General features: G+C 61.1%; 25 protein-coding genes. 12 read left to right on the top strand and 13 right to left on the bottom strand.

The window, feature by feature from the left end; translation table 11 throughout:
- Nucleotides 1-2 precede the first annotated feature (2 nt).
- Nucleotides 3-2258: an NADP-dependent malic enzyme gene (locus tag ACR0MM_RS18030; protein ID WP_480697723.1), complete on the bottom strand. Its 2256-nt coding sequence runs from the start codon at nt 2256-2258 to the stop codon at nt 3-5.
- A 160-nt stretch (nt 2259-2418) separates the two neighbouring features.
- Here ACR0MM_RS18030 and mutS point away from each other — a divergent pair, with 160 nt between their 5' ends.
- Entirely contained in the window at nt 2419-5034 is a 2616-nt protein-coding gene (gene mutS, locus ACR0MM_RS18025; protein WP_480697790.1) for a DNA mismatch repair protein MutS, read from the top strand.
- A 35-nt stretch (nt 5035-5069) separates the two neighbouring features.
- On the opposite strand, the gene ACR0MM_RS18020 is transcribed toward mutS, so the two are convergent.
- Together ACR0MM_RS18020 and hrcA are read right to left on the bottom strand one after the other, a co-directional pair.
- Nucleotides 5070-5633, bottom strand: a complete 564-nt coding sequence (locus ACR0MM_RS18020; RefSeq protein ID WP_170364359.1) for a nucleotide exchange factor GrpE — start codon at nt 5631-5633, stop codon at nt 5070-5072.
- A 10-nt stretch (nt 5634-5643) separates the two neighbouring features.
- Nucleotides 5644-6708 carry a heat-inducible transcriptional repressor HrcA gene (hrcA, locus tag ACR0MM_RS18015; RefSeq protein WP_093963901.1) on the bottom strand — a complete coding sequence of 355 codons (1065 nt, stop codon included), beginning with the start codon at nt 6706-6708 and terminating at the stop codon, nt 5644-5646.
- Nucleotides 6709-6821: 113 nt separating this feature from the next.
- Between hrcA and rph the strand changes: the two genes are divergently transcribed.
- The 4 genes from rph to ACR0MM_RS17995 are packed head-to-tail and all read left to right on the top strand — an operon-like array spanning nt 6822 to nt 9646.
- On the top strand, nt 6822-7535 hold the full coding sequence (rph, locus tag ACR0MM_RS18010; RefSeq protein WP_005979825.1) for a ribonuclease PH: 714 nt from the start codon (nt 6822-6824) through the stop codon (nt 7533-7535).
- Entirely contained in the window at nt 7532-8146 is a 615-nt protein-coding gene (gene rdgB / locus ACR0MM_RS18005) for an RdgB/HAM1 family non-canonical purine NTP pyrophosphatase (RefSeq protein ID WP_480697721.1), read from the top strand. Before rph ends, rdgB begins: the two co-directional genes overlap by 4 nt.
- Complete coding sequence (gene hemW / locus ACR0MM_RS18000; RefSeq protein ID WP_480697719.1) at nt 8136-9290, top strand: radical SAM family heme chaperone HemW; 1155 nt, start codon at nt 8136-8138, stop codon at nt 9288-9290. The genes rdgB and hemW overlap by 11 nt, the downstream gene beginning before the upstream one ends.
- Before the next feature lie 2 nt (nt 9291-9292).
- Nucleotides 9293-9646, top strand: coding sequence for a YbaN family protein (locus ACR0MM_RS17995; protein ID WP_170342635.1), 354 nt, complete (start codon nt 9293-9295; stop codon nt 9644-9646).
- On the opposite strand, the gene ACR0MM_RS17990 is transcribed toward ACR0MM_RS17995, so the two are convergent.
- The 7 genes from ACR0MM_RS17990 to ACR0MM_RS17960 form a co-directional block, all read right to left on the bottom strand.
- Nucleotides 9636-10532: a ParB/RepB/Spo0J family partition protein gene (locus ACR0MM_RS17990; RefSeq protein WP_170342632.1), complete on the bottom strand. Its 897-nt coding sequence runs from the start codon at nt 10530-10532 to the stop codon at nt 9636-9638. The genes ACR0MM_RS17995 and ACR0MM_RS17990 overlap by 11 nt on opposite strands.
- A 20-nt stretch (nt 10533-10552) precedes the next feature.
- Entirely contained in the window at nt 10553-11356 is an 804-nt protein-coding gene (locus ACR0MM_RS17985; RefSeq protein WP_315901682.1) for a ParA family protein, read from the bottom strand.
- Nucleotides 11349-11972: a 16S rRNA (guanine(527)-N(7))-methyltransferase RsmG gene (gene rsmG, locus ACR0MM_RS17980; RefSeq protein WP_480697717.1), complete on the bottom strand. Its 624-nt coding sequence runs from the start codon at nt 11970-11972 to the stop codon at nt 11349-11351. The genes ACR0MM_RS17985 and rsmG overlap by 8 nt, the downstream gene beginning before the upstream one ends.
- Nucleotides 11969-13846 carry a tRNA uridine-5-carboxymethylaminomethyl(34) synthesis enzyme MnmG gene (gene mnmG / locus ACR0MM_RS17975; protein WP_480697715.1) on the bottom strand — a complete coding sequence of 626 codons (1878 nt, stop codon included), beginning with the start codon at nt 13844-13846 and terminating at the stop codon, nt 11969-11971. The genes rsmG and mnmG overlap by 4 nt, the downstream gene beginning before the upstream one ends.
- A gap of 3 nt (nt 13847-13849) precedes the next feature.
- On the bottom strand, nt 13850-15136 hold the full coding sequence (gene mnmE / locus ACR0MM_RS17970; protein ID WP_170342625.1) for a tRNA uridine-5-carboxymethylaminomethyl(34) synthesis GTPase MnmE: 1287 nt from the start codon (nt 15134-15136) through the stop codon (nt 13850-13852).
- Nucleotides 15137-15167: 31 nt separating this feature from the next.
- The gene (rho, locus tag ACR0MM_RS17965; RefSeq protein WP_170342621.1) at nt 15168-16439 is read right to left on the bottom strand and encodes a transcription termination factor Rho; all 1272 of its coding nucleotides are present in this window, start codon (nt 16437-16439) and stop codon (nt 15168-15170) included.
- A gap of 135 nt (nt 16440-16574) precedes the next feature.
- Nucleotides 16575-17024, bottom strand: a complete 450-nt coding sequence (locus ACR0MM_RS17960) for a CopD family protein (protein ID WP_170342619.1) — start codon at nt 17022-17024, stop codon at nt 16575-16577.
- Between the two features lie 403 nt (nt 17025-17427).
- On the opposite strand from ACR0MM_RS17960, the gene ACR0MM_RS17955 reads away from it, so the two are divergent.
- The 4 genes from ACR0MM_RS17955 to dnaQ are packed head-to-tail and all read left to right on the top strand — an operon-like array spanning nt 17428 to nt 20162.
- Nucleotides 17428-18027 (top strand): Maf family protein, encoded by a 600-nt coding sequence (locus tag ACR0MM_RS17955; protein WP_480697712.1) that lies wholly within the window; start codon nt 17428-17430, stop codon nt 18025-18027.
- Nucleotides 18024-18857 carry a shikimate dehydrogenase gene (locus tag ACR0MM_RS17950; protein WP_480697710.1) on the top strand — a complete coding sequence of 278 codons (834 nt, stop codon included), beginning with the start codon at nt 18024-18026 and terminating at the stop codon, nt 18855-18857. Before ACR0MM_RS17955 ends, ACR0MM_RS17950 begins: the two co-directional genes overlap by 4 nt.
- Nucleotides 18854-19447 carry a dephospho-CoA kinase gene (gene coaE / locus ACR0MM_RS17945; protein ID WP_480697708.1) on the top strand — a complete coding sequence of 198 codons (594 nt, stop codon included), beginning with the start codon at nt 18854-18856 and terminating at the stop codon, nt 19445-19447. Before ACR0MM_RS17950 ends, coaE begins: the two co-directional genes overlap by 4 nt.
- A complete protein-coding gene (dnaQ, locus tag ACR0MM_RS17940) occupies nt 19440-20162 on the top strand; it encodes a DNA polymerase III subunit epsilon (RefSeq protein ID WP_480697706.1) in 723 nt (240 codons plus the stop codon). Before coaE ends, dnaQ begins: the two co-directional genes overlap by 8 nt.
- Before the next feature lie 25 nt (nt 20163-20187).
- Here dnaQ and secB read toward each other — a convergent pair whose 3' ends face one another.
- Together secB and ACR0MM_RS17930 are read right to left on the bottom strand one after the other, a co-directional pair.
- Nucleotides 20188-20688, bottom strand: coding sequence for a protein-export chaperone SecB (secB, locus tag ACR0MM_RS17935; RefSeq protein WP_170342607.1), 501 nt, complete (start codon nt 20686-20688; stop codon nt 20188-20190).
- 54 nt (nt 20689-20742) lie between these two features.
- A complete protein-coding gene (locus ACR0MM_RS17930; RefSeq protein ID WP_170373143.1) occupies nt 20743-21237 on the bottom strand; it encodes an FxsA family protein in 495 nt (164 codons plus the stop codon).
- Between the two features lie 108 nt (nt 21238-21345).
- Between ACR0MM_RS17930 and ACR0MM_RS17925 the strand changes: the two genes are divergently transcribed.
- From ACR0MM_RS17925 to ACR0MM_RS17915, 3 genes are read left to right on the top strand one after another with little or no spacing between them, the layout of a single operon-like run.
- On the top strand, nt 21346-22005 hold the full coding sequence (locus ACR0MM_RS17925; RefSeq protein WP_170340666.1) for a Tim44/TimA family putative adaptor protein: 660 nt from the start codon (nt 21346-21348) through the stop codon (nt 22003-22005).
- A complete protein-coding gene (gene mltA, locus ACR0MM_RS17920) occupies nt 22002-23042 on the top strand; it encodes a murein transglycosylase A (RefSeq protein ID WP_170340665.1) in 1041 nt (346 codons plus the stop codon). The genes ACR0MM_RS17925 and mltA overlap by 4 nt, the downstream gene beginning before the upstream one ends.
- Nucleotides 23042-23629: a Smr/MutS family protein gene (locus ACR0MM_RS17915; RefSeq protein ID WP_480697703.1), complete on the top strand. Its 588-nt coding sequence runs from the start codon at nt 23042-23044 to the stop codon at nt 23627-23629. Before mltA ends, ACR0MM_RS17915 begins: the two co-directional genes overlap by 1 nt.
- Here ACR0MM_RS17915 and ACR0MM_RS17910 read toward each other — a convergent pair.
- Nucleotides 23626-24771, bottom strand: a complete 1146-nt coding sequence (locus ACR0MM_RS17910) for an MFS transporter (RefSeq protein ID WP_480697701.1) — start codon at nt 24769-24771, stop codon at nt 23626-23628. The two genes, ACR0MM_RS17915 and ACR0MM_RS17910, sit on opposite strands and share 4 nt — an antisense overlap.
- Nucleotides 24772-24817: the final 46 nt, after the last annotated feature.

Below are 24817 nucleotides of genomic sequence, written 5' to 3'. Positions count from 1 at the left end.
GATCACGCCATGTCGCACGAGGCCAGGATGGCCATGTTCAGGATGTCATTCGCGGTCGAGCCGGTCGAACAGATCTGGATCGGCTTGTCGATGCCGGTCAGGATCGGGCCGATCACCGTAGCATCGGCCATTTCCTGCATCAGCTTGGTGGAAATCGAGGCCGAGTGCCGCGCAGGCACGATCAAGATGTTGGCCGGCCCGGTCAGGCGGCAGAAGGGATAGGCCTCTTGCTGGTGGGCGTTCAGCGCCACGTCGACGGTCATTTCGCCTTCGTATTCGAAATCGACGCCGCGCGCCTCCAGCACCTGCGGGGCTTTGTACAGCTTTTCGGTCCGCTCGGAGACCGGATAGCCGAAGGTCGAGAAGCTGACGAAGGCCACCCGAGGCTCCAGCCCCATGTGGCGGGCAACCGTGGCGGCGCGTTCGGCAATCGTCGCCAGATCGTTCTCATCGGGCCATTCATGCACCAGCGTGTCGCCGATCAGGACGATCCGGCCCTTGTGCAGCAGCGCGGTGATCCCGGCAGCGCCATGGGCGGCGTCGGCGTCGAACACATGGCTGATGCGGTCCAACACATGCGCCGATTTGCGGGTGGCCCCGGTCACCAGACCGTCGCCATGCCCATGCGCCAGCATCAGGGCCGAGAACACATGCCGGTCGCGCGCGGCCAGGCGGTGGATGTCCTTGCGGTCAAAGCCTTTGCGTTGCAGTCGCTGATACAGAAAGTCCTTGTAGGTCTCGAGATGCGTGGTGTTGGCGGCGTTGACCACCTCCAATTCGCGCACCGCGTCGCCCAGACCGGCGGCTTCCAGCTTGGTCTTGACGTCGTCGGGCCGGCCCACGACCAGCGCCTTGCCAAAGCCCGACCGCTGATAAATCACCGCCGCGCGCAGAACCCGCGGATCGTCGCCCTCGGCAAAGATCATCCGGCTTTGCGCCGCGCGGGCCCGGGCGTTCAGGCCGCGCAGAATGCTGGCGGTCGGGTCCATGCGCGACTTGAGGCTCAGCTCATAGGCCTCCATGTCGATGATCGGCCGCCGGGCCGCGCCGGTGTCCATCCCCGCCTTCGCGACGGCCGGCGGAATGCGATAGATCAGGCGCGGATCAAACGGCGTGGGAATGATGTAGTCGCGCCCGAAGGTCAGCGATTTGCCATAAGCCAGCGCCACCTCGTCGGGCACGTCCTCGCGCGCCAGACGGGCCAGCGCGTGGGCGCAGGCGATCTTCATCTCGTCATTGATGGCGCGCGCGTGGATGTCCAGCGCCCCGCGGAACAGGTAGGGAAAGCCCAGAACGTTGTTGACCTGGTTGGGATAGTCGCTGCGCCCGGTGGCCACGATCGCATCGACGCGCACCTCGTGTGCCTCTTCCGGGGTGATTTCCGGGTCGGGGTTGGCCATGGCGAAGATCACCGGATTGTCGGCCATGCTGGCGACCAACTCCTGCGTGACCGCGCCTTTGACGGACACGCCCAGGAACACGTCGGAACCTTTCATCGCCTCTTCCAGCGTGCGCAGCTCGGTCTGAACCGCATGAGCCGACTTCCACTGGTTCATGCCCTCGGTCCGACCCTGATAGATCACACCCTTGGTATCGCAGACGATGCAATTTTCATGCTTGGCACCCATCGACTTGAGCAGTTCGATACAGGCGATCCCCGCCGCCCCGGCCCCGTTGAGGACGATCTTCACGTCCTCGATCTTCTTGCCCGAGATGTGCAGCGCGTTGATCAGCCCCGCCGCACAAATCACCGCCGTGCCGTGCTGGTCGTCGTGAAAGACGGGGATGTCCATCTCTTCCTTCAGGCGCTGTTCGATGATGAAGCACTCGGGCGCCTTGATGTCTTCCAGGTTGATGCCGCCAAAGGTCGGCCCCATCAGCCGCACTGCACGGCAGAATTCGTCGGGGTCCTCAGTGTCCAGCTCGATATCGATCGAGTTCACGTCGGCGAAGCGTTTGAACAGGACCGATTTGCCCTCCATCACCGGCTTGGACCCCAGCGCGCCCAGATTGCCCAGCCCCAGAACCGCCGTCCCGTTCGAGATCACGGCCACAAGGTTGCCCTTGTTGGTATAGTCATAGGCGGTCTCGGGGTTCTCGGCGATGGCTTCGCACGGAACCGCCACGCCGGGGCTGTAGGCCAGCGACAGATCGCGCTGCGTGGTCATGGGAACGGTGGCCTGCACCTCCCACTTGCCGGGGGTGGGTTCCAGGTGAAAGGCCAGCGCCTCTTCTTTGGTGATCTTCGCTTTGGGCATTTTGACGGTCGGTTCCATGACTTCGGGGCTTTTCGCCTCATACCGCAGGCGGGGGCGCGCCTCAACGACTATGCGATTTCACCTTTCGTCGCGGTTGGGGGATTTGTAAGGTCGCGCCGGAATACGCCAGAGGGGAGCAGCCTTGTCCAACGTCACGCCAATGATGGCGCAATACCTGGAAATCAAAGAGGCCCACAAAAACGCCCTGCTGTTCTACCGCATGGGCGATTTCTATGAGATGTTCTTCGAGGATGCCGTGAACGCCGCCGAGGCGCTGGACATCGCCCTGACCAAGCGCGGCAAGCACAATGGTGAAGACATCCCCATGTGTGGCGTGCCGGTACATTCGGCCGAGGGCTATCTGCTGACGCTGATCCGCAAGGGCTTTCGCGTCGCCGTCTGCGAACAGATGGAAAGCCCGGCCGAGGCCAAGAAAAGAGGCTCTAAATCGGTGGTAAAGCGCGATGTGGTGCGCCTCGTCACCCCCGGCACCCTGACCGAAGACGCCCTGCTGGAGGCGCGCCGCCACAATTTTCTGGCCGCCTATGCCGAGGTGCGCGACGAGGCCGCGCTGGCCTGGGCCGACATTTCGACCGGGGCGTTTCACGTGATGCCGCTGACCTCGGTTCGCCTCAGCCCCGAGCTGGCCCGGCTGGCCCCGTCCGAACTGATCGTGGCCGATGGCGCCGAGGCCGATCTGCGCGACACGGTCGCAGACCTGGGCATCGCCCTCACCCCCATCGGGCGGGCCAGTTTCGACAGCACTGCGGCAGAAAAACGCATCTGCGGGTTGTTTCACGTGGGCACGCTGGACGCGTTCGGAAGCTTTGGCCGGGCCGAGATCTCGGCCATGGGCGCGCTGATCGACTATCTGGAAATCACGCAGAAGGGCAAACTGCCACTGCTGCAGACCCCGATGAAGGAATCCGAGGATCGCGTCGTGCAGATCGACGCGGCCACCCGCCGGAACCTGGAACTGACGCGATCTTTGTCGGGCGGACGGGCCGGATCGCTGCTGTCGGTGGCGGACCGCACCGTGACCCCGGGCGGCGCGCGCCTGTTGGAACAACGCCTGTCCAGCCCTTCCCGCAACCTAGATGTGATCCACGCGCGGCTGGACGCGGTCGATTTTGCCGCGCAGGACAGCCTGATCGCCGCCGATCTGCGCGAGGCGCTGCGCAAGACGCCCGATTTGGACCGCGCCCTATCGCGCCTGTCGCTGGAGCGCGGCGGCCCGCGCGATCTGGCCGCCATCCGCAACGGGTTGGCGCAGGCGCAGGCGATTGCCGAGATCTGCGCGGGTCAGGACCTGCCGGTGCTGCTGGCGACCGCGGTGCAGAACCTCGTGGGCTTCGACGATCTGCTCGACCTGCTGGATCAGGCGCTGGTCGCCGACCCGCCGCTGCTGGCGCGGGATGGCGGCTTCATCGCCCCCGGTTTCGACGCCGAGCTGGACGAGGCCCGCACCCTGCGCGACGAAGGCCGCTCGGTCATTGCCGGGTTTCAGAAGAAATACGCGGAACATACCGGCATCGCCTCGTTGAAGATCAAGCACAACAACGTGCTGGGCTATTTCATCGATACCACGGCCGCCCATGCCGAAAAGATGCTGAACCCGCCGTTCAGCGAGACCTATATCCATCGCCAGACCACCGCCAACCAGGTGCGGTTCACCACGGTTGAGCTCAGCGAGATCGAAACCCGCATCCTGAACGCCGGCAATTTGGCATTGGAGATCGAAAAGCGGCTCTATCAAAGGCTTTCTGACGAGATTCTGGCCCATGCCGCCCGCATCAATCAGGCCGCGCGCGGGCTGGCCGAGCTGGACCTGACCATCGCGCTGGCCGATCTGGCGCTGGGCGAGAACTGGTGCCGTCCGCAGGTGGACAACTCACGCGCCTTCGACATCGTCGCGGGCCGCCACCCGGTGGTCGAGCACGCGCTGCGTCAGCAATCTGGTGATGCCTTCATCGCCAATGACTGCGACCTCAGCGCCGAGGACGGTGCCGCCATCTGGCTGCTGACCGGCCCGAACATGGCTGGTAAATCGACCTTCCTGCGCCAGAATGCGCTGATCGCGCTGCTGGCGCAGATGGGCAGTTTCGTCCCGGCCGAGTCCGCCCATATCGGGCTGGTCAGCCAGCTGTTCAGCCGCGTGGGCGCCTCCGACGATCTGGCGCGGGGCCGGTCGACCTTCATGGTCGAAATGGTGGAAACCGCGGCCATCCTCAACCAGGCCGACGACCGGGCGCTGGTGATCCTCGATGAGATCGGGCGCGGCACCGCCACCTATGACGGCCTGTCCATCGCCTGGGCCACGCTGGAACATCTGCACGCCGCCAACCGCTGCCGCGCGCTGTTCGCCACCCATTACCACGAGCTGACCGCGCTGGCCGGCAAGCTGGAGGGCGTCGAAAACGCCACCGTCGCGGTCAAGGAATGGGAGGGCGAGGTGATTTTCCTGCACGAGGTCCACAAGGGCGCAGCCGACCGGTCCTATGGTGTGCAGGTCGCGCAACTGGCCGGCCTGCCGGCTTCGGTCGTCGAACGCGCACGCGTGGTTCTGGACCAGTTGGAGAAGACCGAGCGCGAGGGGGGCAAGCAAAAAGCGCTGATCGATGATCTGCCGCTGTTTTCCGCCGCAACGCCCCCGCCGCCACCGGCTGCGAAAGCCTCGCCGGTCACCGACATGCTGGACCAGATCCTGCCGGACGAGCTGACCCCGCGCGATGCGCTGGACCTGATCTACAAACTGAAAGAGGCGGCCAGATCCTGACCGCCCCATTCAATTGTCAGTGAAGCACTGGCCCGTCAGCTGGCCGGGGTCGAGCTGACCCCCACCTGCGCCGGACGCAGCAGGCGGTCATGCAGCATGAACCCTTCGGCTGAGACCTGGATAATCTCGCCCGCTTTGGTGCCCGGCACCGGGGCTTCGAACATGGCTTCGTGCAGGTTCGGGTCGAACTTGTCGCCAACCTCGGGTGTGATCACCTCGATCCCGTGTTTCTGGAATACGTCCTTCAACACGCGCATGGTCAGCTCGACACCTTCGATCAGGCCGGCTGCGACCTCTTTCTGCTCGTCCGTAGCCGCCTCGAGCGCTCGTTTCAGGTTGTCGTAGACCGGCAGCATGTCGCGCGCCAGTTTGGACCCACCATACTGTTCGGCCTCACGGCGGGCCCTGTCGCCACGCTTGCGTGCGTTTTCCGCATCCGCCAGGGCGCGCATGAACTTGTCGCGCAACTCATCGCGCTCGGCCTTCAGGGCATCCAGTTCCAGCGCTTCTTCGCTGATCTCGGCCATCTCCTCGGCCAGTTCTTCCGCCTCGGCAGTTGCAATGTCGTCCAGAAAGTCTTCGTTCTTCGGCTCTGCCATCTTTTACCCTCTAGCTCCGATCGGAAATCAGCTTCCCAACCAGTTGCGCCGTGTAGTCCACGATCGGCACGATCCGCCCATAGTTCAGACGGGTCGGCCCGATCACGCCAACGGCGCCGATTATCTTTCGATCAGCGTTCATATAAGGAGACACCACCAAAGAGGAACCCGAAAGTGAGAAAAGTTTGTTCTCGGAACCGATAAAAATGCGCACACCTTCGCCTTCCTCGGTCAATTCGAGGAATTCGGCAATGTCACGCTTGCGTTCCAGATCGTCAAACAGGACCCGGATTCGCTCCAGCTCCTCTTCTTGACCGGTTTCGCCCAGCAGATTCGCCCGCCCGCGCACGATCAGACGCGCCGAGTCCGACGCCTCACCCTCCCAGGCCGCAAGGCCGCTTTCCACAAGCTCGCGGGCCAGCACGTCGATCTCTTGCCTGCGCGCTGCGATTTCGGTCTGGATCATCCGGCGCACATCAGACAGTTTCCGGCCCTCGATCAGGGCGTTCAGGAAATTGGCGGCCTCACGCATCGAACTGGGCGTCTGACCCGGTGGTGGCGTGAACAGCCGGTTCTCCACATGGCCATCTGCGAAAACCAAAACCACCAGGGCCCGGTCATGGCCCAGGGAAACGAACTCAATATGCTTGATTTCGGATTCGTGCTTGGGTGTCAGCACCAGCGACGCGCCATGCGTGACGTTCGACAAGGCAGCCCCGACGCGATCCAGCATACCGCTGACATCACCGGAATTGCTGCCCAGTGTTTCATCCAGCTTCTTGCGGTCGTCCTCGCCCAGGTCGCCAACTTCAAGCAGGCCGTCGACGAACATGCGCAACCCGACCTGTGTGGGCACCCGGCCGGCGCTGACATGCGGACTGCCCAAAAGGCCCAGAAATTCGAGATCCTGCATGACATTGCGAACCGTTGCCGCACTGACTTTTTCGCTGAGCGACCGGCTGAGGGTGCGGCTGCCGACAGGCTCGCCGCTTTCCAGATAGCTTTCGACGATCAGGCGAAACACTTCCCGCGACCGGTCGTTCAACTCGTCCAGAATTTTGCTCGCTTCACTCATCGGTGGTTCCCTTGCTGGGTGGCCATTAAATAGCTGCCAACAGAAAGGTCAATCGGGGTTGCATCGCTGCCATGCCGGGCGTTATCCCCAAGCCAGCAGACAAAGGATATCTCATGCGACCCTCTGGACGAGATTTAAGCGAAATGCGCCCGGTTTCAATCGAGACCGGGTTTACCAAACATGCCGAAGGTTCCTGCCTGATCAAGATCGGCGACACCCATGTTCTGTGCACCGCCACGATCGAGGATCGCGTACCGCCTTTCATCAAGGGGTCAGGCCTGGGCTGGGTCACCGCCGAATACGGCATGCTGCCCCGCGCGACCAACACCCGGATGCGGCGCGAGGCCGCCAGCGGCAAACAGGGTGGCCGGACCGTCGAGATCCAGCGCCTGATCGGCCGCGCCCTGCGCGCCGGGGTCGACCGCGTCGCCTTGGGCGAACGCCAGATCACCGTCGATTGTGACGTGCTGCAGGCCGATGGCGGCACCCGCTGCGCCTCGATCACCGGCGGCTGGGTCGCGCTGCGGCTGGCGGTGAACAAGCTGATGAAGGCCGGCGACGTGATCACGGACCCGCTGGTCGATCCGGTCGCCGCCGTATCGTGCGGCATCTATGCCGGCCAGCCCGTTCTGGACCTGGACTATCCCGAAGACAGCGAGGCCGGCGTTGACGGAAACTTCATCATGACCGGCTCGGGCAAGCTGATCGAGGTGCAGATGAGCGCCGAAGGTTCGGTCTTCAGCCGCGCGCAGATGGATCAGCTGATGGAACTGGCCGAAAAAGGCGTGTCCGAGCTGGTGGCCGCGCAAAAGGCCGCCACCGCATGACCCGCCGGTTCGAAGGTGATAGGCTGCTGGTGGCCACGCACAACAAAGGCAAGCTCGAGGAGATGGCCCATCTGCTCGAGCCCTTTGGCGTGACCGTCGTGGGCGCGGCCGAGATGAACCTGCCCGAACCCGAAGAGACCGAGGACACGTTCGTCGGCAACGCGCGCATCAAGGCCCACGCGGCCGCACAGGCCACTGGTCTGCCGGCCCTGTCCGACGATTCCGGCATCACCATCGATGCGCTGGATGGCGCGCCGGGCGTGTACACCGCCGACTGGGCCGAAACCGGAAATGGCCGCGATTTCCTGATGGCCATGACCCGCGCCCACACCGAGCTTGAGGCGCGCAACGCTCCGCATCCACGCACCGCCCAGTTCCGCTGCACGCTGGTACTGGCTTGGCCCGACGGCCATGACGAGGTGTTCGAGGGCGTCGCACCCGGTCATCTGGTCTGGCCGATCCGCGGCAAGGACGGGTTCGGCTATGATCCGATGTTCGTCCCTGAAGGATTCGTCATTACCTTTGCCGAGATGGATCGCTGGGAAAAGAACAAGATCAGCCATCGTGGTCGCGCGGTCGAGCTGTTCGTGAAAGGCTGCTTTGGCGGATGATTGGCGCAACGGGGGCTTTGGCCTGTACGTGCATTGGCCCTTTTGCGAGGCCAAGTGCCCCTATTGCGATTTCAACAGCCATGTTTCCAGAAATATTGATCAAAAACAATGGCTTGACGCCTATCTGTCCGAACTGAAGCGCTCGGCCGCCGAAACCCCCGACCGGGTTCTGAACACGATCTTCTTTGGCGGCGGCACCCCGTCGCTTATGGCGCCCGAAACCGTTGCCGCCGTGATCGACACCGCCCGCAGCCTTTGGCGGCCCGCCAATGACATGGAAATCACGCTCGAGGCCAATCCCGGCTCGGTCGACGCCGGACGGTTCGCCGCCTATCGCGATGCGGGCGTGAACCGGATCTCGATGGGCATTCAGGCGATGAATGACGAAGATCTGCGGCGGCTGGGCCGCATCCACAGCGTGGCCGAGGCACGCGCGGCCTTCGACATCGCCCGCACCTGTTTCGACCGGGTCAGCTTTGACCTGATCTATGCCCGCCAGTACCAGACGCTTGAAGCCTGGCGCGCCGAGCTGACCGAGGCGCTGTCGATGGCGATCGACCATCTGTCGCTGTACCAGCTGACCATCGAGGCCGGCACCGCATTCGGCGACCGCTACTCTGTCGGCAAGCTGCGTGGCCTGCCCGAGGACGACAACGCAGCCGATATGTATCTGGCCACGCAAGAGATCTGCGAAGCCCACGGCATGCCCGCCTACGAGGTGTCGAACCACGCTGTTCCCGGGGCCGAGTCTCGGCACAACCTGATCTATTGGCGCTATGGCGATTATGTCGGCATCGGACCGGGCGCACATGGAAGGATCACGGTGAACGGCCAACGGATCGCAACCGAAACCCATTTGGCTCCGACCGCGTGGCTGAATGCTGCCACGCAAGGAAATGGCGAAAAGCTGCGGACCCCGCTGACCGCCGAAGAACAAGCGAACGAATACCTCATGATGTGCCTTCGCTTGACTGAGGGTCTAGATATGGACCGTTTCAATTGCCTGTCCGGGCACCCTTTGCCTCAACCCAAACTGGACTATCTGCAAGACATCGGAATGATCACCCAAGACGGCCCCCGCGTTTCCGCCACTGCTGACGGCCGCGCGGTTCTCAATGCGGTGATCCGTGAGTTGCTGGATTAGTCATGCACTATTTGTGGGCCACATTGGGATTGCTCTGCGTCGCGTTGGCCATGATCGGTGTTGCCCTGCCCCTGCTGCCCACCGTTCCGTTCCTACTGTTGGCCGCCTTCTGTTTCGCGCGCTCTTCTTCCCGGCTGCACGACTGGCTGATGTCTCACCGAACCTTCGGCCCGTTGATCCTTGATTGGCAAACCTCGGGCGCGATCCGGCCAGCCGCAAAAAAGGCGGCGACCCTATCGGTTGCCGCCGTCTTTGGTTTGTCGGTTCTGGTCTCTGTGCCCAGCCATGTCCTGATTATTCAGGCCGTGACCTTGGGCGCGGTGATGATCTTTATCTGGTCACGCCCTAACGGCTGAGCTTGGCGCAGAGATCATCCAGTTGATCCAGGTTTTCATAGGTCAGCACGACCTGCCCGGTCTCGGTTCCGGGCTTGTGGTTGATGACCACCTTCATCGCCAGAATCGCGGAAAGGTCTTTTTCCAAGGCCCGCGTGTCCGCGTCCTTGCCTGCATTCAGGTCACGCGACCGCGGTGCGGGACGATCTTTGTCGCCCTGTTGCTGCTTCTTGACCAGCGCCTCGGTCGCGCGGACTGACAAGCCGTCTTTCACGACAATTTTCGCCAGTTCGGACGGGTTATCCGCCGTGATAAGGGCGCGCGCGTGTCCGGCTGAGAGTTTGCCTTCAATAACAAGGGCTTGAACGTCACTTGGCAGGGACAGCAGCCTCAGAAGATTGGCAATGTGACTGCGGCTCTTACCCAGGGCTTCGGCCAGCTTTTCCTGGGTGTGACCGAACCGATCCATCAACTGCTTGTAGCCAGCGGCCTCCTCCACTGCGTTTAGATCAGCGCGCTGGATATTCTCGATGATGGCGACTTCAAGTACTTCGGTGTCGTCAAATTCGCGCACGACGACCGGAATGTCGTGCAACTGTGCCATCTGCGCGGCGCGCCAGCGGCGCTCACCCGCGACGATTTCATATTCGCCGCCGCCGACCGGGCGAACGATCAGGGGCTGGATGATCCCTTTCTCTTTGACCGAGGCAGCAAGCTCGTCCAGTTGATCCTGTGAAAATGTGCGGCGCGGCTGATTCGGGTTTGCCCGCAGCTTCTCGATCGGAACCTTCATGTCTGGCCGACGTGGTTCAGCTGTGACCCGGCCTTCAGGATCCTGTGATACATCCGCCATCAAGGCGGACAAGCCGCGCCCCAATCCGCGAGGTTTTCCTTTTCTGGCGCTCACTTCGCCCTCCTGACAGCCGCTCAGGCAGCCACTTTTTTGTTCTTTTGCATGATTTCGCGTGCCAGATGCCGGTACGCCATCGCCCCCAGAGACCCCGAGTCATATTGAAGGACCGGAAGTGCAAATGACGGCGCTTCGCTGACCCGGACATTTCTGGGTATCTTGGTTTTAAATACCATCTCTCCCAGATTGTCACGCGCATCCTTTTCGACCTGCCGGGACAAGTTGTTGCGGTTGTCATACATGGTCAACACAATACCTTCGATTCTGAGGTCTGGATTCGCAGACTGGCGAACCTCTCGAATCGTCAGCATCAGTTGCGACAGGCCTTCCAGCGCAAAGAACTCGCTTTGCAACGGAACCAACACCGAGTGCGCCGCCACCATCGCGTTGACTGTCAGCAGATTGAGGGACGGCGGGCAGTCGATCAGAACGAAATCAAAACCGAACTTGTCGATCGCCGGTTGCCTGAGCGCGTCGTGCAGCAAGTAGCTGCGTTTTTCATTCGAGATCAGCTCAATATCGGCCGAGCTGAGGTCAACCGTGGCCGGAACGATACTGAGGTTTTCGATTTCGGTTTCCTGCACGACGGCCTCCAAGGGCGCCTCGTCCAGGATCAAATCATACGTGGTCCAATCACGATCCTCGACCCCAAGCCCGGTGGACGCATTTCCCTGCGGGTCCAGATCCACGACCAGAACCTTGCATCCTGCCTCGGCCAAACCCGCCGCCAGATTGATTGCTGTCGTAGTCTTGCCGACCCCACCCTTCTGATTGGCAACCGCCATGATACGAGGTCCTGCAGGGCGCGACAGATCAACCACGTGAGACTCCTTTGATCTTCAGGATGACAGCCTGGGGGTCAGTTAAACTATTAGCCGTCTCCGTGGTGAAATTCCATTCCCGTTGTGCCGCGTCGATTTCTTTTTTCCAGGTGGCGCCTTTGGGAAACACAGCCACTCCATCTTCCCTTAAATGCCTGTCACAGAATGACAATAAAGTCGTCAGGTCTGCGAGCGCCCTTGCGGACAGGACATCAGCGCCCAGGGGATCGATAGCCTCGATCCGCTTTGAAATTACCGAGCAGTTGGCCTTGGTTTCGCGGATGACGGTGCGCAAAAACGCCGATTTTCTCTGATCGCTCTCAACCAGGGTAAATTCCGTCTCAGGCGAAGCTTCAGAGGCCAGTATCGCGCAGACCAGCCCCGGAAGTCCTCCACCGCTTCCCAGATCGACCCAGTGATTCTTTGGTTCAACCAAGTGAAAGACCTGGATCGAGTCCTTTACGTGCCGCGACCAAACTTCTGGCAGAGTGCTGCGCGAAACCAAGTTAATCTTTGGATTCCACTTCCGCAGAAGATCGACAAAGACTGACAGCTTTTCGAATGTTTCACGTGAAACATTCAAGCCATCGGGCGAAGCGCACGAGTCGCCGTTCATGCCTTTTTTGCTCTCTGACTGCTTCTGAGTTTTGCCAGTACCAAGGTCAAAGCAGCAGGCGTAACACCCTCCACGCGACTCGCCTGGGCAATGTTCGCCGGTCGCGCGGCTGACAGCTTCTGCTTCAACTCATTCGAAAGACCTGTGAGCGAGGAATAGTCAAAATCCGCGGGTATGGCATGGGTTTCGTCGCGCTTCATGGCTTCGACGTCTCGTTGTTGCCGAGCTATGTAATTGGCGTACAGCGCGTCCCTTTCGATCTGCCGACGGGTGTCTTGGTCGACGTCCTCCAGCTGCTGGATCAGCGGCACAAGGTCCTCGAAGCAAACGTTCGGAAACGCCAAGATTGCCATTCCGTCCCTGCGGTTACCATCCTGATTTACTTCGATGCCAGCTGTGCGGATTTCCTTGGGCGTAAAGGTCCGTTCGGTCAGTACTGACTTCACAGCACCCAGCCTTTCCATTTTGGTTTCAAAAGCCAGGCGACGGTGATCCGATATACACCCAATTTCCAGGCCTTTCGGCGTAAGGCGTTGATCCGCATTGTCCGCGCGCAAGGACAGACGGAATTCGGCGCGCGAGGTAAACATCCGATACGGTTCCGCTACACCCCGTGTGGTCAGATCGTCAATCATGACACCAATATAGCTATTGGCTCGAGTAAATTGAATCGCATCTCGCCCCTGAACTTCCAACGCGGCATTCAGGCCCGCGACCAAGCCCTGAGCGGCCGCCTCCTCATATCCTGTGGTTCCATTGATCTGCCCTGCAAGATATAGTCCCGGGATCTCCGGCAAGGCCAGGGACGCGTTCAACACACGCGGGTCCACATAGTCGTATTCAATGGCGTAGCCCGGCTGCAGGATCTCTGCCGACTCAAGGCCTTTGATGGATCGGACATACTCGACTTGGACATCCTGCGGCAGCGAAGTCGAAATCCCGTTTGGATACACCGTGTGGTCATTTACCCCCTCAGGCTCCAGGAAAATCTGGTGGGAGTCCTTATCCGCAAACCGAACGATCTTGTCTTCGATCGAAGGGCAATATCGCGGCCCCACTCCCTCGATATGCCCCCCATACATCGCAGAGCGACTCAGGTTCTTCTCGATGATTTCATGGGTTTGCGCGTTCGTATGTGTGATGCCGCAAGAAATCTGCGGCGCCACCGGTGTTTTGGACAAGAATGAGAACATGGTCGGGTCATCATCACCGTCCTGCCGTTCCAATCCGTCCCAGTCGATCGTGCGTCCATCAAGTCGAGGAGGCGTTCCTGTTTTCAGCCGCGCCATCGGCAGGTCATAGCTATCCAACCGCTCAGCCAGTCGTACAGACGGCCTGTCGCCCATACGGCCTCCGGGCCTCTGAACATCGCCGATATGGATCACGCCCCGCAGAAACGTTCCCGAGGTTAAAATAACCGCTTTTGCAGGGATTTCAGATCCATCGGACAGAACCACCCCGGCAACACGATGACCGTCCATTCGGAAATCTATGACTTCTCCGGTAATGACTTCGAGGTTCTTGCGCGCCTTTGTTTCCTGCTGCATTGCAGCCCGGTACAGCGAGCGGTCGGCCTGCGCACGGGGCCCTTGAACGGCGGGCCCTTTACGACGATTCAGAAGGCGAAACTGGATTCCCGCCCGGTCTGCAACCCGCCCCATAACGCCGTCCAGCGCGTCGATCTCTCGAACCAGGTGGCCTTTTCCAAGTCCACCGATCGCCGGATTGCACGACATGACACCGATGTCGGTTTCCGAAAGTGTCACCAAAGCTGTCTGCGCACCCATCCGGGCCGCGGCGTGGGCCGCCTCGGCCCCTGCATGTCCCGCTCCGATAACGACGACGTCAAACTCCGAATGTTTCACGTGAAACACTCCTCATTTACCCAAACAAAAGCTGGCGAATATTTCGTCCAGCAGGTTTTCCACATCTACTCTACCGACCAAAGACTCCAACGCGCGGATGGCGATCCGCAGCTCTTCTGCTGCAATATCGTACAGGTCCGGGCCGGAATCCAGAACTCTGAGTGCTTCGGACAGAGCGGCCGAGGATTTCAGCATTGCAACACGATGGCGTTCCCGGGTGGCAATACCAGAACTTGCGGTTCGCTCTCGCAAGACTACCGATATGTTGTGGATCAGGCGGTCTATTCCCTGACCTGTCTTCCCCGACACACCCTCGGTCCCATCTGAACGAAGGTCGGACTTCGGCAGAACCTGGATGTCGCCGGATTGCATACCAATTCCCAACGCTTCCGGGTCCTCGGTCAGAAAAACGCGAAGGTCGGCATTTTCCGCCCGCTTTCTGGCCAGAGCGATCCCAAGACCCTCTACGTGGTCCTCTGTTTCGCGCAACCCGGCCGTATCCAGCAACGTGACCGGCAAGCCTGCCAGGTCCATCCGCACCTCGATAATATCGCGGGTGGTGCCAGCATATTCCGAAGTAATTGCCGCCTCCCGGCCCGCAAGCGCATTCAGCAAGGTCGACTTGCCCGCGTTCGGTGGGCCGACAATAGCCACTTCAAAGCCGGTGCGAATCCGCTCGGCAATCCTCACGCCCTTCGCCTCCCGCTCCAGATCCGCCATGACAGCAGTCACAAGCGATCGGACTTCGGGTGACACATCCGTTGGCACGTCTTCATCGGCAAAATCAATGACGGCCTCCAGCAATGAGGCCGCCCGGATCAAATCCCGCCGCCACCGTTCCGCCAAGTCGCCCAATTCGCCGGCCAGGATGGTCTGAGCCTGCTTGCGCTGTGCATCGGTCTCTGCGTCGATCAGATCGGCCAAGCCTTCGACCTGGGCAAGGTCCATCTTCCCGTTTTCAAGAGCACGCCGGGTGAACTCGCCCGGCTCAGCCAGTCGCAGATCCGGCATTTCGGACAAGACGCGCAGAACCGCGTTGACCGAAGCCGTGCTGCCATGGATCTGCAACTCGGCCACATCCTCGCCGGTAAAGCTTGACGGACCGTGGAAGGTCAGGACCAGCCCGTCATCCAGGCGCGACCCGTCAGGTGCCCGCAACTCACGCAGGCACATGCCACGCAACGGCAAATCTCCACCTGACAGAACCTTGGCCGCTTGGTGCGACTGCGGTCCTGACAGGCGGATCACAGCGACCCCTGCCTTGCCTTGCGCGCTGGCCAAGGCGAATATCGTATCCATTCGAAGGCCTCGCGTCGGTTACAAGACCGTATCAGGTATTCATCGAGTCGAAGAACTCGGAATTGGTCTTGGTCTGTTTCAACTTGGACAACAGGAACTCGATCGCGTCGGTTGTGCCCATCGGGTTGAGGATACGGCGCAGAACGAAGGTTTTGGCCAGATCGCCCTTGTCGACCAGCAGGTCCTCTTTCCGGGTGCCGGACTTGAGGATGTCGATGGCCGGGAACACCCGCTTGTCTGCGATCTTGCGATCCAGAACGATCTCCGAGTTACCTGTGCCCTTGAATTCTTCAAAGATCACTTCGTCCATCCGGCTGCCAGTGTCGATCAGCGCGGTGGCGATGATGGTCAGCGAACCGCCCTCTTCAATGTTCCGGGCCGCACCGAAGAACCGCTTGGGCCGCTGCAGGGCGTTGGCGTCGACACCACCGGTCAGAACCTTGCCCGAAGACGGCACCACGGTGTTGAACGCTCTACCAAGTCTTGTGATCGAGTCGAGAAGAATAACAACATCTCGTTTGTGCTCGACCAGGCGCTTGGCTTTTTCGATCACCATCTCGGACACGGCGACGTGGCGGGTCGCCGGTTCATCAAAGGTCGAGGATACCACCTCGCCCTTCACCGAGCGCTGCATGTCCGTCACCTCTTCGGGGCGTTCGTCGATCAGCAGGACGATCAGGTAGCACTCCGGGTGGTTCCGCTCGATCGAGTGCGCGATGTTCTGCAGGATCACCGTTTTACCGGTCCGCGGCGGCGCCACGATCAGCGACCGCTGGCCCTTGCCGATCGGCGCGACCAGGTCGATCACACGAGCGGATTTGTCCTTGATGGTCGGATCTTCGATCTCCATCTTCAACCGCTCATCCGGATAGAGCGGCGTGAGGTTGTCGAACAGGATCTTGTGCTTGGCCTTTTCCGGATCTTCGAAGTTGATCTTGGTCACCTTCGTCAGCGCGAAATAGCGCTCATTCTCGTCCGGAGCCTTAATCTCACCCTCGACCGTGTCGCCGGTACGCAGCGAATGCTGGCGGATCATGTCGGGCGAGACATAGATGTCGTCCGGGCCGGGCAGATAGTTCGCCTCGGGCGAGCGCAGAAAGCCGAAGCCGTCCTGCAGCACCTCAAGCACGCCGTCGCCGCCCACGGTCCAGCCCTCGTCCGCGCGTTCGCGCAGGATCTGGAACATCATCTCGCCCTTGCGCATGGTCGAGGCGTTTTCGATCTCGAGTTCTTCGGCCATGGCCAGAAGGTCTTTGGGGCTTTTCGCCTTCAGATCGGACAGGTTCAGGGATTCGATTGTCATGATGATACGGACCTTGGCCGCAGAGGTGCGGCACAGCGTTGAATTTCAAACAGGAAGATGCGCCATCCGGACGGATGGGTTGACCCCTACATAAGGCCGGTCGCCGCCCGAGTCAAACCGGTGCGGAAATAGCCCTCAGAACTTCAGAATGACCGCCAGAACGATGATGACCATCAAAACGGTCGGAACCTCGTTCATCATGCGGTACTGGCGCCCTGTGAGCGTATTGCGGCCTTCGACGAAATCCTTGCGCCGGGCCATCAGCCAGTGATGGAACCAGGTCATGCCGATCACCGCAGCACCCTTGACCCAAGGCCAGGACCAGTCCCACCCGACGATGCCGGGCGTGAACACCATGATGAGGCCACAGACCCAGGCCACGATCATTGCCGGCCGCATGATCACGCGCAGCAGTTTTTCTTCCATTTCAAAGAAGATCTCGGGAGCGCCGTCTACCGCTTGTGCCTTTTCGACGTGATAGACGAACAGACGCGGGAGATAGAACAGCCCCGCCATCCACGAGATCACCGCCATGATGTGCAGCGATTTCACCCAAGGGTACAGTGTGAAGAGAAGATCGGTCATCGGGTTTCCCGGCACTGGTCGGACCCTCCCTAATAAAAAAAATAGAAAAGAGAAAGGATGATGGTTTTGTAGGGTGGGCAAAATCCGTGGATTATTGTTTTGTCCGCCAGTTTTCCCCAGGTGGATGAATAAATTCCAAAACTGGGTGATTCTGGTGATTTCATTTTTTACATAATAAAAACAAGCATTTAAACTATACATCGCGGACCTGTCTTGGGGATAACTCAAGGGACATCTTTTGATGAATAGGAAGTCCCAAGATCCCGAGTTATCCTTGTCCCGACCGGACAGTCTTTGAGCGACTCAGGGAAGTTTCAGGCCTAAATCGCGGGCTTGCGTGTCAACCGGAAAACCATACAAACCGTTCAAGACCAATGATCCACTTGCCCACGGGGTTTTCCACATGACTGTCCCCATCGTTCTTGCCTCGGGGTCCGAGATCCGCGCGCAGTTGCTGCGGAACGCCGGAGTGCCGTTTTCCGTCCAGGTCGCCCGCGTGGACGAGGATACCGCCAAACGCGCGCTTCTGGCCGAGGGCGCGCCGCCCCGCGACATCGCCGATGCACTGGCCGAGCTCAAGGCGCGCAAGATCAGTGACAAGACGCCCGGAGCGATGGTTCTGGGTTGTGACCAGGTTCTGGATTTCGACGGACGACTTCTGTCGAAACCCGAAACGCCCGAAGACGCGCTGGCGCAGTTGAAGGCGATGCGCGGCAAGCGTCACATGCTGCTGTCGGCGGCGGTGATCTATCAGAATGGCGAACCGGTCTGGCGCCATGTCGGACAGGTGCGGTTGCGGATGCGCGCCAGTTCGGATGCCTATCTGAAGGGCTATGTCGCGCGCAACTGGGACAGCATTCGCCACGCGGTCGGGGCCTACAAGCTGGAAGAAGAGGGTGTGCGCCTGTTCAGCAGCATTGACGGCGACTATTTTAACGTCTTGGGTATGCCCCTGCTGGAGCTGCTCAATTTTCTAGCGGTCCGAGGGGTGATCGAACAATGACCGACAAACGCATTCCACTGGCCGGAGTCATTGGACACCCGATTGCCCATTCCCGATCGCCTGCCCTGCATGGCTATTGGCTGAAGACCTATGGTTTGCCGGGCCATTATGTGCCGATGGATGTTGCGCCTGCCGATCTTGAAACGGTCCTGCGCTGCTTGCCCAAGGCCGGGTTCGTGGGGGCCAATGTTACTGTTCCGCACAAAGAGGCCGCGTTGCGCCTGGCCGATCATGTGTCGGACCGCGCCTCGGTGATCGGGGCGGCGAACACGCTGGTGTTCCGGTCCGATGGCTCGATCCACGCAGACAATACCGACGGGTACGGGTTCATGCAGAACCTGCGTGCGGGCGCGCCGGATTGGGTGCCGCAGGATGGCCCGGCGGTGGTGTTCGGCGCGGGCGGTGCCGCGCGGGCGGTGCTGCAGGCGCTGGCCGAGGCCGGCGTGCCGGAGATCCTGCTGACCAACCGCACGCGGTCGCGCGCCGACCACCTGAAAGAGGAATTCGGCCAGCGCATCTCCTTGGTTGATTGGGTGCAGGCCGGAAACGTGATCGAAAACGCCGAGCTGGTGGTGAACACCACGTCGCTGGGTATGCAGGGTCAGCCCGAGCTGCGCGTCCCGCTGGACGGGTTGCAGCCGGGAACGGTGGTGACTGATCTGGTCTATACGCCGTTGAAAACCCGCCTTCTGGAACAGGCCGAGGCTGCCGGCTGTACGGTCGTCGATGGGCTGGGCATGTTGCTGCACCAGGCGGTCCCGGGGTTCGAGCGGTGGTTCGGCCTGCGTCCCGAAGTTACAGAAGAAACCCGCGCAGCGGTTCTGGCATGAGCTTTGCGCTGGGTTTGACCGGGTCGATCGGCATGGGCAAAAGCACCACCGCCGACCTGTTCGCGCAGGAAGGTTGCGCCGTGTGGGATGCCGACGCCGCGGTGCATCGGATGTATGCGGCAGGCGGCGCGGCGGTCGCACCGATCCGCGCGGCCTTCCCCGAGGCCATCGAGAATGGCGCGGTCAGCCGCGACGCCCTGAGACGGATCATCAGCGCCGATCCGACCGCGTTGAAACGGATCGAATCCATCGTGCACCCGCTGGTGGCCCAGGATCGCGAGGCGTTTCGACAGGCGGCCAAGTCGGACATCCTTGTCTTTGACATCCCATTGCTTTTCGAAACCGGCGGCGACGCGCAGATGGATGCGGTGGCCTGCGTTTCGATCCCCCCGGACGAGCAGAAAAGCCGCGTCATGGCGCGGGGCACGATGACCGAGGCGCAGTTCGAGCAGATCCGCGCCAAGCAGATGCCGAATGACGAAAAATGCGCGCGGGCGGATTTCGTGATCGTCACCGACACTCTGGACCATGCCCGCGCACAGGTGCAGGATGTGATCAGGCAGATCAGGGCAGGACTGACAGATGCGTGAAATCGTACTGGATACGGAAACCACCGGATTCGATCCCGAAAGCGGCGACCGGATCGTCGAGATCGGGGCTATCGAGCTGTGGAACCACGTCGCCACGGGCGAGACCTATCACGTCTACATCAACCCCGAACGCTCGATGCCGGCCGAGGCCTTCGGCGTGCACGGCATCGGCCCTGACCTGCTGGAGCCGCCGCAACCTGCCGAACCGGGCCAGATCACCCTGAAGGACAAACCTGTCTTTGCGAAGGTCGGGCAGGCCTTCCGCGATTTCGTGGGGGATGCACGGCTGGTGATCCACAACGCGTCATTCGACATGAAGTTCCTCAATGCCGAGTTGGGATGGATGGGCCTGCCCCCGATTCCGATGGAGCAGGCGCTGGACACGCTCGCGATCGCGCGCAAGAGGTTTCCCGGCTCGCCCGCCTCGCTGGATGCCCTGTGCCGGAGGTTCAACATCGACAACTCGAACCGGGTTCTGCACGGCGCGTTGCTCGACTCGGAAATCCTGGCAGAGGTCTATCTGGAACTGATCGGCGGGCGGCAGCCCGATTTCGGCCTGTCCTCGGCGTCTGCCGAAAACTCAACCGGTGGCGACATCTGGCGCCCCGGTCCACGGCCCAACCCACTGCAGCCCCGGATTACCGAGGATGAGCGTGCTGCGCATGATGCATTTGTCGAAAAGCTGGGCGAAAACGCCCTGTGGTCCCGCACCTGACCTGGGTCAGATGCGGGTTGCCTAGTCACGCTTCGGTTTTGTCGGACGCTTCGGCCTGACGGCGCATCAACTCGTTGCGGTACAGGCCGACGAAATCGATGTTGTCGAGGTTGACCGGCGGGTAGCCACCGTCGCGGGTGATGTCGCTGACGATGCGGCGCAGGTACGGGAACAGCATCCGCGGGCATTCGATCATCAGGAACGGGTGCAACTGATCATTCGGCACACCTTCTACGTGGAACAGGCCGCAATAATCGATCTCGCACAGGAACAGGATGTCCTCCAGACCCTTGGCCTTGGACTTGAGGTTCAGCTTGATCGACACCTCGTATTGGTGGTCTGCCGAGCGCTTTTTCGCATCCAGGTTCACCTGGACCGAGATCTCGGGCTGCACGTCGCCCGAGACGCCTTTTTGCGCCATCACGTTTTCAAAGGACATGTCCCGGATGAACTGTCCCAGAATGCGCATCTGGATTTGGGGGGCTGCCTGGGGCTCGGTTGTGCCGGCGGCGGTTTCTTCGGTCATGGATCCGCTCCAAAATTTAAATTCGCCACTGCTTATCAAGTTGGGCCGGGCACCTCAATGCTGGTGCGGCCCTTCCACCCATTTCGACGGTTGTGCGGGTTTTGTGCGCACTTCCGAATACTCTCCGTCTATGATGTCATCCCCACCGAACGGATCGCGCGCCGCCCCATATTGCGGGCCGGGACCCATCTGGAACTGGGCAATCGTGACCCGTGATTTGAGATACCGAAAAACCGCGGCCCGCACCCCGGGAACCAGCAGCGCAAAGCCGATTGCGTCGGTGAAGAACCCAGGAGTCATCAGCAGAACGCCCGACAGCAGGATCATTGCACCATTGGCCAGCGGTTCGGTCGGGTCGTCCAGTTCGGAAAAGGCGCGCTGCAGCTGACCCATCGCCATGCGACCTTGTGTCCGCACCATCGCGGTACCCAGAACGGCGGTCAAAACCACGATTGCCAGCGTCGGCCACAGGCCGATCAGACCGCCGACCTGGATAAAAAGGGCGATTTCGATGATCGGCACCAATAAAAATGCCAAGAACAGATACATATGCGCTATCCTTTCCCATAGGCCGGGCTGTGGACTTGCCACCAACTGTCACCTACATAGTGGCACGAGGCCGCGTGTACAAAGTCTCGGTGCTGAAAAGAGGACGAAATGAATTCACCCCTGATCCAGCTTCTGGTGCTGGCTGGCATAGCCATCTTCCTGATCCTGCGTCTCAGAAGCGTGCTGGGCACGCGCGAAGGCTTTGAAAAACCACCGGTGCCGCAGCAACCCGACACCGGGAAGTCGCGTCGTGATTTCGAAGTGATCGACGGCGGTCCGGATCGTGACATTACCGACCATGTGCCCGAAGACAGCGAATTGGCGCAGACGCTGGCCGCAATGAAGCGAGTCGAGCCCAGCTTTTCGGTCAGCGAGTTTCTGCAGGGCGCCCGTGGCGCCTATGAGCTGATCGTCATGGGGTTCGAGCGGGGCAATCTGGATGAAATCCAGCCCTTCCTGTCCGAGGAAGTTTTCGAAACCTTCGTGTCGGTTGTCGCCGATCGCGAGGACAAGGGCCTGACGATCGAGGCCGAGTTCATCGGTGTGCGTGAGATGGGCCTTGTGGATGCACAATTCGACAAGGATTCAAACCGCGCCGAGATCACTGTGCGGTTCGTCGGCGAGCTGACGTCGGTCGTGCGTGACCGGGGCGGTGACATCATCGAAGGCAGCCCCAACACGATCAAGCGCCAAAAGGACAGCTGGACTTTTGCTCGCGTCATGGGCGCGGATGATCCGAACTGGCTGCTTGTCGCCACGGACGCATGATCGGAACGCTCCGGTCGCTGATGCTGGTGGCGGTTCTGACCGCCGCCAATGCCGCCGGAGCTGAGGCGACGCGATCCATCCTGTCATTTGCTGACCTTGATGGCTGGGCCGAGGATGACCACGGCGCGGCTTTGTCCGTTTTTCTGGACACTTGCGGGGATCTGGACGATCCGGACTGGCGTTCGTTGTGTGCAGCCGCACGGACATACGAGCCCGATGCCGCGCGCGCCTTTTTCGAACTGTTCTTCCGGCCCATCCTGATCGAGGATGAAAAGGCCCCGCTGTTCACCGGATATTTTGAACCGGAATTGAACGGCTCGCGGACGCGGACTGAAACCTACAGATACCCGGTCTACAAGATGCCGCCCGAGGCGCGGGCGGCTGGGCAATGGCTCAGTCGGCGCGAGTTGCTGACCAGTGACGTGATGAAGGGCCGCGGCTTGGAAATCGCCTGGGTCGATGACCCGGTCGAGTTGTTTTTTCTGCAGATTCAAGGCTCGGGGCGCATCCGTTTGCCGGATGGCAGTTCGGTGCGTGTCGGATATGGCGGGGCCAACGGCCACCCCTATCGGTCGGTTGGGGTTGAGCTGGTCCGGCGCGGTATTCTGGGTGCGCATGATGTGAGCGCCCGAATGATCCAGTCCTGGGTGCGCAAGAACCCCGAGATTGGGGCCGAGCTGTTGATGCACAACCCGTCCTACGTCTTTTTCCGCGAGGTGTCGCGGGTGGCTGCAGACCGCGGTCCTTTGGGCGCAATGAACCGGTCGATCACCGCAATGCGCAGCATCGCCGTGGACCCGGCCTATACCCCGTTGGGTGCGCCGGTCTGGGTCGAAAAAGACGGCAAGACTCCGCTGCGGCGCTTGATGATCGCACAGGACACCGGCTCGGCAATCAAGGGCGCACAACGGGCCGACATCTTTTTCGGAACCGGGGACGCCGCAGGACAGGCAGCGGGCCAGCTCAAGGATCCCGGCCGCATGATCGTTCTGCTGCCGATCCAGCGTGCCTATGCCATGCTGCCGGATGAGTTCTGATGACCCGCCGCAAGCTGACCGAAGACGAGATTGAATTGTGGCACAAGGTGACCCGGCAGACCGAGCGGCTGCACCCGGAGATTCCCCAATCCGTTCACCCATCGACATTGCCGAAACCCAAGCCGCGAAAAACCCCCAAAGCGCGGATAGACACCTTTGAACTGGGTCAGAATGCACCGACAAATGGACGCGGTCACAGCTTGAAGCCCGCAATCGGCGACAGCCTGCGCGCCGCACCCGTACAGATGGACAGCAAGGCCTTTGCGTGGATGAAACGCGGCAAGCTGAAACCCGAAGGCAAGCTGGATCTGCACGGAATGCGGGTCGACACAGCCCATCCTGCTTTGATCCGGTTCATCCTGTCGGCGCAGGCATCGGGAAAACGACTGGTTCTGGTGGTCACCGGCAAAGGCAAGGACAGGGACGAACCTGGCCCGATCCCGACGCCCCGCGGCGTGCTGCGCAACCAGGTGCCTCAGTGGTTGAATTTGCCGCCCCTGGCCCAAGCGGTTCTTCAGGTCAGTCCGGCCCATATCAGCCATGGCGGTGATGGGGCTTACTACGTGTATCTGAGGCGGATCCGCTAAAGCAGTCGCCGCGCCCTCTGAATACCGATCCAAACTATGCCGCACGTCGCCACGAAGAACCAGGCGATCCACAGGAACTGCGTGCTGAGCGGCACGCCCAGATCGATCAGCCCGCCAGTCAGGCCGGGCCCGACAGCAGACCCCAGCACCATGACGGCCGCAGCCATCGCCTTGATCGCGCCGATGTGACGGGTGCCGTAGAACTCGGCCCAGAACGCGGCGGGCAGCGTGCTGTTGGCGCCGACCGAAATGGCAAGACAGGACAAACCGATAACGGCGCCGGGGATTGTCTGGACAAACGCAAACAGGGCAAACCCGGCAGCCATCGGAAGCTGATAGAACGGCATCATCCGCGCCGTGCCCCATCTGTCCAGCGCCCAGCCCGAGGCGAACATCGCCAAGATCGACACCCCAGTATAGACCGGAAACAACGCAACCAGTTGGATATGGGCCCAGCCCTTGGTGTGCGCCAGATGGACCTGGTGAAAGAAGAACGCAGTAATGAATGCCGAAGGTCCCATGAGCGCCGGCATCATGAACCAGAAAAGCGGGTTCAACAACGTTTCGCGCCGGGTCCAGTGCCGCCCAAGCATCCCGGTCGCGCTGGTTTCCCGAGCCAGGCTTTGCGGCGTCCGCTCCTGACCCAGCATCCGCATCAACGCGGGTATTCCCAACAGCGCGATGGCGGCCGAGAGCGCCCAAAGAAAATGCCAGTCGACAAAGGCCATGGCGGCGACGAACAGCACGGGCAGCAGGGCCTCACCGACGGCAAATCCCAGCGTTGCGATGGAGAGTGCCCTGCCCCGCGTGGCCGTGAACCACCGGGCCATCGCAACCATGGCAATGTGGCTGCACATGCCCTGGCCGAACAGACGCAGCAGAAAGATCACCACGGGCAACAGGATCACCCACTGATTGACCGCCATCGCCAGCGCGGCACACGCAAGCCCAAGCAGGACAGCCGGACCCAGCACTCGGACACGATAGATATCGGTCAGCCCTCCGGCCCAGATCATGACGATCGCGGAAACAGTCGTGCCCAAGGAATAAAGACCGCCCCATGCGCCGTGGCTGAGGCCGAACTCGGCCCGGATCTGCCCGGCGAAGATCGAAATGAAAAAGGTCTGCCCGAAACTGGACATGAAGGTCAGCAAGACCCCCGCGCCCAACCACGGAGCATTGTCCGCA

The sequence above is a fragment of the Ruegeria sp. BC6 genome (genome assembly GCF_056539185.1).
Note: the sequence above shows the minus strand (reverse complement) of the source record. Positions and strands in the feature narration are given on the sequence as shown.

What these genes read in the sequence shown, in the direction of transcription:
- ACR0MM_RS18030 (WP_480697723.1), bottom strand. Translation starts at nt 2,258, where the DNA reads ATGCCCAAAGCGAAGATCACCAAAGAAGAGGCGCTGGCCTTTCACCTG.
- mutS (WP_480697790.1), top strand. Translation starts at nt 2,419, where the DNA reads ATGATGGCGCAATACCTGGAAATCAAAGAGGCCCACAAAAACGCCCTG.
- ACR0MM_RS18020 (WP_170364359.1), bottom strand. Translation starts at nt 5,633, where the DNA reads ATGGCAGAGCCGAAGAACGAAGACTTTCTGGACGACATTGCAACTGCC.
- hrcA (WP_093963901.1), bottom strand. Translation starts at nt 6,708, where the DNA reads ATGAGTGAAGCGAGCAAAATTCTGGACGAGTTGAACGACCGGTCGCGG.
- rph (WP_005979825.1), top strand. Translation starts at nt 6,822, where the DNA reads ATGCGACCCTCTGGACGAGATTTAAGCGAAATGCGCCCGGTTTCAATC.
- rdgB (WP_480697721.1), top strand. Translation starts at nt 7,532, where the DNA reads ATGACCCGCCGGTTCGAAGGTGATAGGCTGCTGGTGGCCACGCACAAC.
- ACR0MM_RS17995 (WP_170342635.1), top strand. Translation starts at nt 9,293, where the DNA reads ATGCACTATTTGTGGGCCACATTGGGATTGCTCTGCGTCGCGTTGGCC.
- rsmG (WP_480697717.1), bottom strand. Translation starts at nt 11,972, where the DNA reads ATGAACGGCGACTCGTGCGCTTCGCCCGATGGCTTGAATGTTTCACGT.
- mnmE (WP_170342625.1), bottom strand. Translation starts at nt 15,136, where the DNA reads ATGGATACGATATTCGCCTTGGCCAGCGCGCAAGGCAAGGCAGGGGTC.
- rho (WP_170342621.1), bottom strand. Translation starts at nt 16,439, where the DNA reads ATGACAATCGAATCCCTGAACCTGTCCGATCTGAAGGCGAAAAGCCCC.
- ACR0MM_RS17960 (WP_170342619.1), bottom strand. Translation starts at nt 17,024, where the DNA reads ATGACCGATCTTCTCTTCACACTGTACCCTTGGGTGAAATCGCTGCAC.
- ACR0MM_RS17955 (WP_480697712.1), top strand. Translation starts at nt 17,428, where the DNA reads ATGACTGTCCCCATCGTTCTTGCCTCGGGGTCCGAGATCCGCGCGCAG.
- ACR0MM_RS17950 (WP_480697710.1), top strand. Translation starts at nt 18,024, where the DNA reads ATGACCGACAAACGCATTCCACTGGCCGGAGTCATTGGACACCCGATT.
- coaE (WP_480697708.1), top strand. Translation starts at nt 18,854, where the DNA reads ATGAGCTTTGCGCTGGGTTTGACCGGGTCGATCGGCATGGGCAAAAGC.
- dnaQ (WP_480697706.1), top strand. Translation starts at nt 19,440, where the DNA reads ATGCGTGAAATCGTACTGGATACGGAAACCACCGGATTCGATCCCGAA.
- secB (WP_170342607.1), bottom strand. Translation starts at nt 20,688, where the DNA reads ATGACCGAAGAAACCGCCGCCGGCACAACCGAGCCCCAGGCAGCCCCC.
- ACR0MM_RS17930 (WP_170373143.1), bottom strand. Translation starts at nt 21,237, where the DNA reads ATGTATCTGTTCTTGGCATTTTTATTGGTGCCGATCATCGAAATCGCC.
- ACR0MM_RS17925 (WP_170340666.1), top strand. Translation starts at nt 21,346, where the DNA reads ATGAATTCACCCCTGATCCAGCTTCTGGTGCTGGCTGGCATAGCCATC.
- mltA (WP_170340665.1), top strand. Translation starts at nt 22,002, where the DNA reads ATGATCGGAACGCTCCGGTCGCTGATGCTGGTGGCGGTTCTGACCGCC.
- ACR0MM_RS17915 (WP_480697703.1), top strand. Translation starts at nt 23,042, where the DNA reads ATGACCCGCCGCAAGCTGACCGAAGACGAGATTGAATTGTGGCACAAG.
- ACR0MM_RS17910 (WP_480697701.1), bottom strand. Translation starts at nt 24,771, where the DNA reads ATGTCCAGTTTCGGGCAGACCTTTTTCATTTCGATCTTCGCCGGGCAG.